This is a genomic window from Gilliamella sp. X-46, assembly GCF_057063525.1.
In genome coordinates, this window is the sequence record NZ_JBXSQH010000002.1 from 342,315 (window position 1) to 355,400 (window position 13,086).

Genomic DNA, 13,086 nt, shown 5'->3' on the forward strand with positions numbered 1-13,086 from the left:
TTAAATAAAAATCAGTAACATTAATATGGTAATGCTACCTATAACCATTGACAGCATATACCATCGAATTTGCCCATTTTCTAAGTCAACGATGAATTCATTTATCTTTCTAATACCCCACATGACCCAACTATCCCATAAAATTAATGGATCTTTTTTTAACAAATTAGCTAGGTAGACATAAGGTTTAACAAATAGAGTATGCAACAAATAATCATAACGCCAATCACTATTACATAATCTTAAAAAGAATTTAATCATTGGCGTATTTAAAACTTCTTGTACTTCGTTATTTGGACGCGCATATAAAATATAGGCAATCAAGAAGCTTAATCCTGTCACTGCGGCTAACAGTAACTGGAAGAGCAATTGTCCGTTAGTGTCTAACTCGGCGATTGGAATAATACCGCGAATTGGCAATGGGAAATAGATAAATAACGCAGTAGGGAATATCAATAATATAAAAATTGGAAAATAACTTATCCATTTAGTTTTTGCAAAATCATACTGTTTTTGTTTGTGATAAAATACAATTGAAATCAAACGCCAAATATTTAAACTAGAAAGCAATATACCTAATAAACCAATAGTCCCAGATATCAATTTATTTTGAGTCATTAAGCCTAATATGATATCGCCCTTAATATAAAATGATGATGAGATCCAAGGCATAGCACTCAGTGATAGCATAATAAACAAAAATACCGAATATAACATCGGAAACGATTTAATTAAGCCTCCCATTTTGCTTATATCGCGTTCACCTTGGCATTTTTTGATTAAAATTGATGAAGCTAAAATCAGCAATGTGCTTGTTACGGCATAATTAATTAAGTAATTAAGAGACAAGCTCCAACTCTGCGTTGAAAAAGCATAAAATAGATAGCTAATTTGCGCTAAATTAATATAGGTGATAATTCGTTTAATATCATATTGCACTAAGGCAATAGTGCTAGCAAATAATATAGTTAATGATGAAATTACCGATATAATAGCAAGAACATCACTCGACATCATAAATAAATTACTTAGCCTCAAAACTAAATATACTCCCGCTAAAATCACTGTTGAAGATTGTAATAAAGCTACCGCAGGCATTGGTGCTAAAGTTGTTTGAGCAAACCATGAATGCATAGGAAATAGTGCAGACTTACTCATTGCACCAAGGAACAACATTAAAGTTATCCAAAATATGATGTCTGAGTCAACGGCCAAGTTATCATGTGCTTGCGCCAATACATCATGAATATTTAATGTTTCTAGTGTTTGATACAATAAAAATATGCCAATAATTAGAAAGATATCTGTTAAATGCATAATGATAAAGGCTTTTACTGCCGCATAACCATTACGAACCTGTTTGTAGTAGATACCAATAAGTAAGTAAGTACTTATGCTCACACCTTCCCAGCCAATTAACAGAACAAACAAATTATCAACTAATATGACGGTTAATATACTGGCAATTAATAAATTACTGTAAGCGTAAAAATTATAAATATCCTTGCTTGACGTTAAATAGCAAGCCGCAAAGAAGTAGATCAAAAAACCGAAGAATGAGATTAAAACTAAAAAAATTAGTGATAAACCATCTAAGGTTAAAGAAATAGGCACAATAAAATCGCCCACTGAAAACCAATTCCACAACGGCCTAGTATAAACTAAGCTCATGTCTGGGACTATGTTTGAACTAAAGTCAATACAAGAAAAGATAGTAATTAATGTAATTAATAGCATGGTATTAATACCAATAATCATCACATTAATTGATCGAATATGCCTTCCGAAGCAAACTAATATTAGAAAAGTGAGCAAGGGAACAATAATAGTTAAATAAAGTAAATTCATCCTTTCATTTCACTCAATGAGTCAATATTAAAGATTTTTCGACGGTAGAATAGTTTCATCATTAATGCAAGACCAACACAAACTTCAGCTAAAGTTGTTATTACCGCTAATATTGCCAGTACTTGTCCATCAGATTGTTGCCAATAGCTACTTGCTGCAAACAATGCAATTATTGCACCATTATTCATAATGGTCAGGCTAAGTAATAAAAAATAAAAATCACGTCGAATCATTACTCCTAATAGCCCAATCACAAATAAAATAGAAGCCAAAATAAGACAATACATGAGTGGAATCATATTATTTCTCCGACATAAGCCGATGCATAAAATGATAAGAAATCACGGCTGCACCTAATAATAAAAACAAGGCTAATTCCGCCATCAAAATGTAGGCATATATGGACATTTCATGCATTAATTCATAAGATTCTTTTAATTCTGAATAATTAGCACTTACTACACCATAAATAAGAACAACAAGTAAAATAAAAGCTAAAATTAGCGGTCCCAACCAAATTTTTGGACTAATACCGTGTTTGTTGTGCTCTACATTATCCGAACTAATTTTCAAAATTGAAGCAACAAGTAAAAAAATAGTTACCGATCCACCAATAAATAATAAGATATATAAAACAGCAGAAAAATAGTTATCAAGTAGAATAAATATCAATGCTGAAGCAAAAAGCGAAATCACAAGATATAAAATTGCTTTATCTATCCGTAAGCAACTAATCACTTTTACGCTAGCAACAACTGCAATAATCGACGCAATATAAAAAACAGCGATCATTAAATAATCCAATATGTATTGATAATACTGTTAGTATATACCCAAATGATATCAAGATACAGTTTACAAACACCGTGTTCATCGAAAAATAAGCTTATTAAACTGTATTTAGGGGGAGTATATCACAATTAAATGTGACATTTTTATTTGTTAACCTTTCATGGTGAATATAATTAAAACAACTAAAAAAAATAAAAACCATAAAATTTTATTATTTAAATTCAAAGCGAAATTGTTATAAAGTATATAAATTAAGCACATTAACCAATCATTATACCTATCCCATTAATTTGTCATTTTGGGTCATGCAGCTTAAAGGTGCTTAGGCATAATAAAATCGAAGACGAGAAAATCATGAATCATAAATATTCCTCAATGCGAAGTAATGTCAATATGTTAGGCACTTTACTGGGAAATGCGATAAAACGCGCCACTGGCAATGAAACCTTTGATTTAGTTGAAAAAATAAGAAAGCTATCAAAATCAGCTCAACAAGGAAACACCCAAGCACATAATAAGCTACTCAAATTAATTGAAAACCTTAATGATGATGATTTATTACATGTTGCACGCGCATTTAATCAGTTTTTAAATTTAGTCAATACGGCTGCTGAATATTATGGTATTTCTCCCCATGGAGAAGCATCTAGTAGCCCCCAAAAAATGACTGAATTATTTAGTACACTTAAAAATCTCAATTTTTCAAATCAAACTATTACAGAAGCGATTAATGAGTTATCGATTGAATTGGTGCTAACTGCACACCCGACCGAAATTAATCGCCGAACCATGATAAATACTTATACGGCTATTAATAACTGTTTATCTCAACTGGATCATGATGATTTAGCCGACTATGAAATAGAACGAATTATGCGCCGCTTAAAACAGCTAGTTTGTCAGGCATGGTATACCGATGAAATCCGCAAAAAACGCCCTACCCCCATTGATGAAGCCAAATGGGGTTTTTCGGTCATTGAAGATAGCTTATGGGAAGGAGTGCCTCTATTTTTGCGTGAGCTTAATGACCAATTGGTAGATGCTTTTGATGAGCAATTACCAGTTGATCATGTGCCTATTAAATTCACCTCATGGATGGGCGGAGATCGTGATGGCAATCCAAATGTGACAGCAAAAGTGACCGAAAAGGTCATGCTACAAGCTAGATTAAAAGCCATTGAGTTATTTTTAGCCGATATTCAAATACTTGTTCGTGAACTTTCAATGACGGAATGTAGTGATTCAGTTATTGATCTGTTAGATGAAAAAAATAAAACCGCTTCCGAGCCCTATCGAGCTGTAATGAAACAGTTACGAACACGTTTAATTAACACTCATAATTATATTGAAGCTTTACTGAATAATGAACGAGTATTACCACCTAGTGATATTTTAATTAAAAATGAACAATTATGGATACCGCTTTATACCTGTTATGAGTCATTAATTGATAATGGCATGTCAACCATAGCCCATGGTCCATTACTTGATACTTTACGACGCATAAAAAGTTTTGGTTTACAATTAGTCAGATTAGATATTCGCCAAGACAGCTCTGTACACACCGAAGCGCTTGACGCATTAACTACAGAACTTAATTTAGGTAGCTATGCAAAATGGTCAGAGGAAGAAAAACAAGCATTTTTATTAACAGAGTTACAATCTAATCGACCATTATTACCTTATAACTGGCAACCAGATCAAATGGTCCAAGAAGTATTAGATACTTGTCGTGTAATAAAAAAAGCTGGTGAAGAATCCATTGCCTCTTACGTAATATCAATGGCTAAAGCCCCTTCTGATATATTAGCTGTTTACTTATTATTGAAAATTGTTGATTGCCAAAAATATATTCCAGTTGCACCGTTATTTGAAACATTAGAAGACTTAAACAACGCAAAATCGGTGATGCAAAAACTGCTGGATATTCCTTGGTATCGCAATAAAATTCAAGGTAAGCAGATGGTGATGATAGGCTACTCTGACTCGGCTAAAGATGCAGGGACACTCGCAGCATCTTGGGCGCAATATCGATCTCAAGAAGAATTAGTTAACTTATTTAAAAAATATAATACTAATTTAGTGCTATTCCACGGGCGAGGAGGTTCAATAGGTCGAGGTGGAGCACCAGCGCATGCCGCACTACTTTCACAACCGCCAGGATCATTAAAAGGCGGGCTTAGGGTGACAGAACAAGGCGAAATGATTCGTTTCAAACTTGGTCTGCCAGAAGTGGCACTCAGCAGTTTAATGCTGTATACATCAGCGATTTTACAAGCCAACTTATTGCCACCACCAGCACCTAAACAAGCTTGGCGTGATATCATGGATAAAATGTCAGAACTTTCATGCAATTGCTATCGTAGTTATGTACGAGAACGTGCTGAATTTGTTGATTATTTTAGAGCAGTAACGCCAGAAGCTGAATTAGGTAGATTACCACTTGGTTCCAGACCACAAAAACGCCGTACGGGCGGTGGTATTGAAAGTTTACGTGCTATCCCATGGATTTTTGCTTGGACACAAAATCGTTTAATGGTACCGTCTTGGCTTGGTGCTGGTAGTGCACTTAGAGCAGCAATTGCAGATGGTAAACAAAATCTTCTTAAAGAGATGTATCACAATTGGCCTTTTTTTAATTCCCGATTAGGTATGCTTGAAATGGTCTATGCCAAAGCGGCACCAAACATCCACAAATATTATGAACAACGTTTAGTTGATCCTGCTTTATGGCCATTAGGCGAAGAGTTAAGAAGTTTGTTAACCCAAGATATCAATACCGTGCTAACCATTACTGATGATATTAGCTTAATGGCTGATTTACCGTGGATAGCACAGTCGGTGGCTTTGCGTAATACTTATATTGAACCATTAAATTTATTACAGGCTGAGTTATTAAGTCGTTCACGAAAATACAGCGATAACGAGAATATCATAGTAGAACAAGGATTAATGATTACTATTTCTGGAATTGCAGCTGGTATGCGAAACTCAGGATAAAAAAGATCAATGCTTTTTCTGTTGTTAACAAAGGACTCGCTTTTTAACGAGTTCTTTGATCTGCTTGATGTATAAAATAGCCGAAGCTATTGCTCAATGCCGAACAAACAACGATCTTATTTAAGATACAAAACGGTCAGGAAAGGCATTGATTTTATTAAAGTTTTTATTTTTAATAAAAATCATTTAATTATGTAATATGGGGCAAAAAAAAACAAGTTCTAATAATAGATGATATATCAAGAGGGAAACCCAAAAGCAGTGTATTTATAATAGGCCAAAAAGCACCGATATTTTTGCCACCAGACAGGTATGAATTGATAAAACAACTATCCAAAAATATCGCCATTATGACTAATCAAACACAGTGCATTATTATCAAAATAAACAAAAATGTATGTTAGACAATAGCATATTTATAAACCTTTTTGATAGCATCTCAATAAAAAATCCCCCCCGAATGATATCAAGATTTGTCAATAATCTAAAAAGCACAATGTTTTTTTTATTTTTTAGGTAATAACTGTTCTAAATAAGCTTTAGCGTCTTGATCCCCTTGCTCGCTAGCTTTAGTAAACCAATAGATAGCACGCTCTTGATCTTTATCAACACTTTCACCTTCTAGATATTTAACGCCCAAATTATATTGAGCATCAACGCTGCCTTGCTCTGCAGCTTTTAGGTACCATTCAACGGCTTTTTTCTCGTCTTTAGCAACTCCACCGCCTACATCATACATCACGCCAATATTATATTGAGCATCAGCATTGCCGGCTTGTGCAGCTTTAGTAAACCAATAGGCTGCTTGTGTATTATCAGGTTTCGTTCCCGTTCCTGTTGCATACATAATGGCTAAATTATACATAGCTAGCACATGCCCTCGTTCTGCTGCTTGTGTATAAAAATAGCTAGCCGCCATATAATCTTGAGTCAAACCATCACCATTTTCTGACATTAGTCCTAAATAATATTGTGCTTCTGGAATATTATCTTTCGCAGCTTTGCTAAACCAGTCCGCCGCAGTCATGCGATCTTTGGGGACGCCATCACCAAAAAAATAGATCATCCCCAAGTTTAAATAAGCATCATAAATACCTTCATCACCAGCTTGTGTAAAGTAGTCAATTGCCGTTAATGTGTTTTTTTCTACACCCTCACCTTCTTGATACATTAAAGCTAAATTATATTTAGCCAATGCATAATTTTGATCAGATGCTAATTTAAAATATTTAACAGCTTCGTTTAAATCACGCTTGGTTCCCAATCCGCTTTGATACATAAACGCTAAATTATTTTGTGCTTTGGCAAGTCCTTGTTCTGCTGCTTTTTTATACCAAAAAAAAGCACGAACATCACTAGCTTCAACACCCAATCCTTTTTTATAAAAACCACCTAATGAGTACTGAGCTTCTGCGTTTCCTTTTTCTGCAGACAAGCGTAAAGACGGGAGCAGTGACTCTGACTCTTTAAGCATCAATTGCGTATCGTCAGATTGAGTCTTATAATTTGTAGCCATTGCACCATAAGAAATAGATAATAATAGTACTAATAAGATTCGATTTTTTTTCATATTTTTTAATTATAGTGACATTAATAATAATTATACATAAATGTAGCCAAAGGGAATAGTGTTTGTTTAATACCTATTCAGTTTGAAATTATATTTTTTATATCAAGCTGTATAAATTTATTTTCCCTTTAATAAACAATATATTAGTCTATAAACCAAGTTCATCCCAAATTTCATCAATCCGAGCAACAACTTTAGAATCTTTCTTGATAATTTTTCCCCATTCACGATTGGTTTCACCCGGCCATTTATTGGTCGCATCCAACCCCATTTTAGAGCCCAGTCCAGAAACCGGTGAGGCAAAATCTAAATAGTCGATAGGTGTATTATCAATAAAAGTAGTATCACGCTGAGGATCCATGCGTGTTGAAATAGCCCACATAACATCTTTCCAGTCACGGGCATTAATATCATCATCACAGATAATCACAAATTTTGTATACATAAATTGCCTTAGATAAGACCAAACCCCCATCATAATGCGTTTAGCATGACCCGGATATTGTTTTTTAATTGTCACAATCGCAATACGATATGAACATCCTTCGGGAGGTAAATAAAAATCAACAATTTCAGGAAATTGTTTTTGTAAAATCGGTATAAAGACCTCATTCAACGCAAGTCCCATTACCGCAGGTTCATCTGGCGGCCTACCAGTATAGGTTGAATGATAAATCGCATCTTTACGACGAGTTAAATGTGTCACAGTAAATACGGCAAATTGCTCAACTTCATTATAATAGCCAGTGTGATCGCCATACGGACCTTCTGACGCTAATTCATTAGGATCGATATAACCTTCAAGCACAATTTCTGCACTAGCAGGAACGTCTAAATCGTTTGATAATGATTTCACCACTTCGGTTCGACTACCGCGTAATAATCCAGAAAAAGCATATTCGGATAAAGTGTCTGGCACGGGTGTCACTGCAGCTAAAATGGTTGCAGGATCAGCACCAATCACAACGCTAACAGGGAATTTTTGGTTAGGATTTTCTTGTTGCCACTCGGCAAAATCAAGCGCCCCGCCACGATGTGAAAGCCAGCGCATAATTAATTTATTTTTACCTAAAAGCTGCAAGCGATAAATACCTAAATTTTGCCGACCTTTATAAGGACCTTTAGTAATAGTCAGTCCCCAAGATAACAGCGGTGCTACATCATCGGGCCAGCAATGCATAATAGGTAATCGCGTCAAATCCACTTCATCATCCTTAAAAATCACCTCTTGGCAGGGAGCTGATGAACGATGTTTGACAGGCATATTAAGCACTTGTTTATATTTAGGTAATATATTAAAAAATTGCCGTATGCCTTTGGGTGGTTCGGGTTCACGCAAAAATGCCAATAACTCACCGATTTCACGCAAAGCTGAAGTATCTTCACGCCCCATGCCCATTGCAACACGTTTGGCGGTACCAAACAGATTACATAAAACAGGCATATCATAACCAATCGGGTTTTCAAATAATAAGGCAGGACCTTCGCTGCGTAATACGCGATCAGCAATTTCGGTCATTTCAAGATAAGGATTAACAGGAAAAGTAATTCGTTTTAATTCGCCTTGCTGCTCAAGATAATCTAAAAAATCTCTAAAATTTGAAAAATGCATGTATTATTACTCCCTGTTACTGACTCATCTTGAGTTAACCAAATCTAAAAGTCTTTTAATCCTTGATGAAAAACTATCATGCAATTGAATTAATCAGCATCAAAGTTTTCACTGTAAATAGGTACTTGTTTATTTTGATTACACGCAACAATTTTAGGTAATAGGATTTCAAACTGTTTTTTGTCAATTTCAATAAATTCATCCTGATCAACTTGATAAAATAAATATTGTTCAGATTCATCATCGAATCGGAACGAGGCTAGCCAGTCATTGCGATCATCACTATTTTCATTAGCAAATATCTGAATAATACTATTTTCACGCTTTTCGGGTTGGTCATGCAATTTATAATCAATGATCTTTTCAGCGATTTTAGCGTCATATTCATCAAAAATAACATAATCACTTTGATTGGGTTGGCACTTTTTTATACTTATTTCAGCATGACTGATTGGTACAAAAAAGCATAAGCAGGAAAACACAAGAGCAGATAGACTCAATTTCATTTTCGACCTCTTAATTAAGATTTAATCAAACTATGAATTTTACTAATAGCCTCACTGTTATTTGGCGATAAAGTAAGACTGGCAGCCTCATCAATCGTTAGCCATTGATAAGCTAAATGTTCAGTAAGCACAGGTGTTACCTCATTAAGAAGAGGCAGATAAAACCAATGTTCTTTATTTATCTTAACTTCTGGCGCATATCTATGTCTAAATTGAGGAAAAATCTCAAACTCAACGGTATGCTTTGCATCAATTAACTCAAGATGTTGCCCTATAATATCAATGCCTGTTTCTTCAAAAACTTCACGAATCGCAGTATCTAATGGCGATTCATTAGCTTCCATGCTACCTGTAACTGATTGCCAAAAACAAGGATCGTCTTTACGCTGCAACATAAGGCAGCGATTTGTTGTCTGGCAGAAAATCACCACTAGAACAGATTCAGGATTTTTGAATTTTTGCATCAAATATCGCTATTTTTTACTTACTTCAATACCCAGTTCAGTTAATGCCGCCGCGTTAGCTGGGCTTGGAGCATCGGTTAATAAACATGTGGCAGCGGTTGTTTTAGGAAATGCTATTACATCGCGAATATTATCGGTTCCACTTAATAACATGCTTAATCTATCTAATCCAAATGCTAATCCTGCATGTGGTGGTGTGCCATATTTTAATGCATCAAGTAAAAAGCCAAATTTTTCACGTTGATCATGCTCATCAATACCTAAAATTGAAAAAACCGCTTGCTGCATTTCACTACGATGAATACGAACCGATCCGCCACCAACTTCATAACCATTTATAACCATATCATAAGCATTCGCAACAGCATTTTCTGGATTTTTGATAAGTTCTTCTGGTGTATAGTCTTTTGGTGACGTAAATGGATGATGCATTGCACTTAGTCCTTCGTCGGTTTCTTCAAACATAGGGAAATCAACAACCCAAAGTACTGCCCATTTACTTTCATCAGTTAAGCCTAAATCCTTACCAACTTTTAAACGTAATGCGCCGAGTGCATCACTCACAACTTTATAACTATCAGCACCAAATAATAGAATATCGCCATCTTTAGCATTGGCTCGATTAAGTAGGGCTTCCATTTGTGATTCATTAAAGAATTTTGCTACAGGACTTTGTACGCCTTCTAGCCCTTTATGACGTTCATTAACCTTAATCCATGCCATACCTTTAGCACCATAAACCGAAATGAATTGTGTATATTCATCTAACTGCTTGCGAGTTAATTGAGTGCCATTTGGTACACAAAGTAAAGCTACGCGACCTTTAGGATCATTGGCTGGAGTTGAAAACACCTTAAAATCAACATCTTTAACAATATCAGCCACATCAATAATTTCGAGCGGATTTCGTAAATCGGGTTTATCGCTACCAAAACGACGCATCGCCTCAGCAAAAGTCATGATAGGGAACTTGCCTAAATCGACATTCTTAACATGCAACCAAAGTTCACGAATCATTTGTTCCATAACCTCACGCACTTGTTCGGCTGTCATAAATGAAGTTTCAACATCGATTTGAGTAAATTCAGGTTGACGATCGGCTCTCAAATCTTCATCTCGAAAACATTTTACAATTTGATAATAGCGATCAAATCCTGACATCATCAGCAATTGCTTAAATAACTGTGGCGATTGTGGAAGGGCATAAAATTCACCTTTATGAATTCGGCTTGGTACTAAATAGTCTCGAGCCCCTTCAGGTGTTGCTTTGGTTAACATTGGTGTTTCAATATCTAAAAAACCATGCTCGTTCATAAATGAACGAACAAACGCAGTAATTTTGGCACGAGTTTTAAAAATCGTTGCCATTTCAGGGCGACGTAAATCAATATAACGATATTTTAAACGCTGTTCTTCACTATTGTTTTGATTGAAATCAAGAGGTAAAACATCGCTACGGTTAAATATAGTCAGCTCAGTGGCCAAAATTTCAACCTCGCCAGTTGCCATCTCTTTGTTGATTTGACCTTCAGGACGAGCTCTCACTTTCCCTTTGATCTGAATACAAAATTCATTACGTAACTCACCAGCAAGTTGATACGCTTGTTGATAATCAGGGTCGAAAAACACCTGAACAATGCCTTCACGATCGCGCATATCAATAAAAATCATACCGCCTAAATCTCGACGTTTATTGACCCATCCACACAATGTTACTTCTTGATTAATATGAGATGCCGTTAACTGACCGCAATAAATTGAACGCATAAAATATCCTGTTTAAGTATCAATCTTTAAAAATAGCGTTTATTATAAAACAAATAAAACCCTTATAAAGGCATTTATTGAGATTTCTTCTTTAATTGTTTAAATATTTTGTGTTGTCATTACCATATTGTTTACTAACGCGTAATTGATGGAACTTGTTTGTTGACGTAAGTAAATTAGGTTGTGTATATTAAATGCACAATGATAATTGTTGATTATAATTTTAGTGACCATAACTAATTTTATTAACAATAAAATATTCTATGAGGCCATAAGGATGGAAATTTTAAAAGACTACAGAGTACATGCTCTTGCACTAGCCGTTGTTTTAGTATGTGAGTTCATCGGTAAACAATCGATCTGGACTATCTCAGTATACCCGATGTTATACGCCATGATTATTGGCGGAATAATTAGCCTGCCCAAATTAAAAATATTAAAACTAAAAAATATGAATCATGCTAGTGCTATCATGATAGTCACTTTAATGCTGCTTGTTGCCAAGCTTGGCGTCTCGGTTGGTCCTAAAATTGATATGATTCTAAAAGATGCGAAGTTAGCCTTAATTTTTCAAGAGTTGGGGCATTTTGCCGGCACAATTTTATTAGGTTTACCACTGGCAATGATATTAGGCATGAAACGTGAAGCGGTGGGCGCAACGTATTCAGTTGCTCGCGAACCCAATATCGCGATCGTTGCCGATAAATATGGATTAGATTCTGCTGAAGGTCGAGGCGTTATGGCGATGTATGTTTGTGGCACACTTTATGGTGCTATTTGGATGAGCATACTGGCTAGTGTAATGGCAAAATTAGATATCCTTCATCCTTATGCGTTAGCGATGGGAGCTGGAGTCGGAAGTGGTAGTATGATGGCGGCATCACTTGCACCAATCAGTGACCTTTATCCTGAAATGGCTAGCGAAATCAAAGCCTATGCAACAACTGCAAACCTAATGTCGAGTATTGTTGGCATTTATATTTATACTCTATTTTCATTACCTTTTGCCTCTTTCTTATATAATCTTTTTGCCCGCTTACGACGTAACAAAGAAGGAGCGCTATCATGAAATGCCTAGAAACAATATTTTTACTGATCTTAGTTGCCATTATTATGGCTGCCGGCAATACTGTAGGTTACAAAATTGATTTTATGCTGTCACTACAAGCATTATCAATCTTAGTTGCTATATCAATAGCCGGCTATTTTGTTGGTAAAATTCCACTATTAAACAAATTTCCAGTTATTTTATGGGTATCAGTCGTAGCCGCAGTGGCTTCATCACCAATCTTTCCTTATCACGAACAAGTTGTTTCAATGACTGATCAAGTTTCTTTATTGGCTGTCTGTACCCCAGTACTTGCTTATGCAGGACTAGCTATTGGCAAAGATTTAGCATTATTTAAAAGTATCTCTTGGCGAATCATCCCTGTTTCGTTAGCCGTGTTTTCAGGTACCTTTATTTTTGCGGCAATCATTGCACAAATCACCTTGCATTGGGAAGGTGTTATCTAATTTGAATTAGGA

11 protein-coding genes are annotated in these 13,086 nt (G+C 35.4%); 3 read left to right on the forward strand and 8 right to left on the reverse strand.

From position 1 onward, the window contains the following. The 3 genes from ACYIAJ_RS04225 to ACYIAJ_RS04235 form a co-directional block, all read right to left on the reverse strand. Complete coding sequence (locus ACYIAJ_RS04225) at positions 1-1,758, reverse strand: NADH-quinone oxidoreductase subunit 5 family protein (protein WP_483564385.1); 1,758 nt, start codon at positions 1,756-1,758, stop codon at positions 1-3. A gap of 86 nt (positions 1,759-1,844) precedes the next feature. Beyond that, positions 1,845-2,147, reverse strand: coding sequence for an NADH-quinone oxidoreductase subunit NuoK (gene nuoK / locus ACYIAJ_RS04230; RefSeq protein ID WP_483558663.1), 303 nt, complete (start codon positions 2,145-2,147; stop codon positions 1,845-1,847). A gap of 1 nt (position 2,148) precedes the next feature. Next, on the reverse strand, positions 2,149-2,640 hold the full coding sequence (locus ACYIAJ_RS04235) for an NADH-quinone oxidoreductase subunit J (RefSeq protein WP_483558664.1): 492 nt from the start codon (positions 2,638-2,640) through the stop codon (positions 2,149-2,151). Positions 2,641-2,994: 354 nt separating this feature from the next. Between ACYIAJ_RS04235 and ppc the strand changes: the two genes are divergently transcribed. Further along, positions 2,995-5,640: a phosphoenolpyruvate carboxylase gene (gene ppc, locus ACYIAJ_RS04240; protein WP_483564386.1), complete on the forward strand. Its 2,646-nt coding sequence runs from the start codon at positions 2,995-2,997 to the stop codon at positions 5,638-5,640. Positions 5,641-6,145: 505 nt separating this feature from the next. Here the strand turns inward: ppc and ACYIAJ_RS04245 are convergent. From ACYIAJ_RS04245 to aspS, 5 genes are all read right to left on the reverse strand, one after another. Continuing rightward, on the reverse strand, positions 6,146-7,210 hold the full coding sequence (locus ACYIAJ_RS04245) for an SEL1-like repeat protein (protein ID WP_483564387.1): 1,065 nt from the start codon (positions 7,208-7,210) through the stop codon (positions 6,146-6,148). A gap of 148 nt (positions 7,211-7,358) precedes the next feature. Further along, positions 7,359-8,822, reverse strand: a complete 1,464-nt coding sequence (ubiD, locus tag ACYIAJ_RS04250; protein WP_483564388.1) for a 4-hydroxy-3-polyprenylbenzoate decarboxylase — start codon at positions 8,820-8,822, stop codon at positions 7,359-7,361. Positions 8,823-8,911: 89 nt separating this feature from the next. Next, positions 8,912-9,328 (reverse strand): hypothetical protein, encoded by a 417-nt coding sequence (locus ACYIAJ_RS04255; RefSeq protein ID WP_174796726.1) that lies wholly within the window; start codon positions 9,326-9,328, stop codon positions 8,912-8,914. Between the two features lie 14 nt (positions 9,329-9,342). Beyond that, entirely contained in the window at positions 9,343-9,792 is a 450-nt protein-coding gene (gene nudB / locus ACYIAJ_RS04260; protein ID WP_483564389.1) for a dihydroneopterin triphosphate diphosphatase, read from the reverse strand. A 9-nt stretch (positions 9,793-9,801) separates the two neighbouring features. Next, entirely contained in the window at positions 9,802-11,559 is a 1,758-nt protein-coding gene (gene aspS / locus ACYIAJ_RS04265) for an aspartate--tRNA ligase (RefSeq protein ID WP_483564390.1), read from the reverse strand. Positions 11,560-11,836: 277 nt separating this feature from the next. Here aspS and ACYIAJ_RS04270 point away from each other — a divergent pair, with 277 nt between their 5' ends. Both ACYIAJ_RS04270 and ACYIAJ_RS04275 read left to right on the forward strand, forming a co-directional pair. Further along, positions 11,837-12,628 carry a DUF3100 domain-containing protein gene (locus ACYIAJ_RS04270; RefSeq protein ID WP_483564391.1) on the forward strand — a complete coding sequence of 264 codons (792 nt, stop codon included), beginning with the start codon at positions 11,837-11,839 and terminating at the stop codon, positions 12,626-12,628. Further along, positions 12,625-13,074: a hypothetical protein gene (locus ACYIAJ_RS04275; protein ID WP_483558677.1), complete on the forward strand. Its 450-nt coding sequence runs from the start codon at positions 12,625-12,627 to the stop codon at positions 13,072-13,074. Before ACYIAJ_RS04270 ends, ACYIAJ_RS04275 begins: the two co-directional genes overlap by 4 nt. The last annotated feature ends 12 nt before the right edge of the window (positions 13,075-13,086 follow it).

Bases quoted from the DNA above. Each gene is read 5' to 3' on its own strand.
- ACYIAJ_RS04225 (WP_483564385.1), bottom strand. From the start codon at position 1,758: ATGATTATTGGTATTAATACCATGCTATTAATTACATTAATTACTATC.
- nuoK (WP_483558663.1), bottom strand. From the start codon at position 2,147: ATGATTCCACTCATGTATTGTCTTATTTTGGCTTCTATTTTATTTGTG.
- ACYIAJ_RS04235 (WP_483558664.1), bottom strand. From the start codon at position 2,640: ATGATCGCTGTTTTTTATATTGCGTCGATTATTGCAGTTGTTGCTAGC.
- ppc (WP_483564386.1), top strand. From the start codon at position 2,995: ATGAATCATAAATATTCCTCAATGCGAAGTAATGTCAATATGTTAGGC.
- ACYIAJ_RS04245 (WP_483564387.1), bottom strand. From the start codon at position 7,210: ATGAAAAAAAATCGAATCTTATTAGTACTATTATTATCTATTTCTTAT.
- ubiD (WP_483564388.1), bottom strand. From the start codon at position 8,822: ATGCATTTTTCAAATTTTAGAGATTTTTTAGATTATCTTGAGCAGCAA.
- ACYIAJ_RS04255 (WP_174796726.1), bottom strand. From the start codon at position 9,328: ATGAAATTGAGTCTATCTGCTCTTGTGTTTTCCTGCTTATGCTTTTTT.
- nudB (WP_483564389.1), bottom strand. From the start codon at position 9,792: ATGCAAAAATTCAAAAATCCTGAATCTGTTCTAGTGGTGATTTTCTGC.
- aspS (WP_483564390.1), bottom strand. From the start codon at position 11,559: ATGCGTTCAATTTATTGCGGTCAGTTAACGGCATCTCATATTAATCAA.
- ACYIAJ_RS04270 (WP_483564391.1), top strand. From the start codon at position 11,837: ATGGAAATTTTAAAAGACTACAGAGTACATGCTCTTGCACTAGCCGTT.
- ACYIAJ_RS04275 (WP_483558677.1), top strand. From the start codon at position 12,625: ATGAAATGCCTAGAAACAATATTTTTACTGATCTTAGTTGCCATTATT.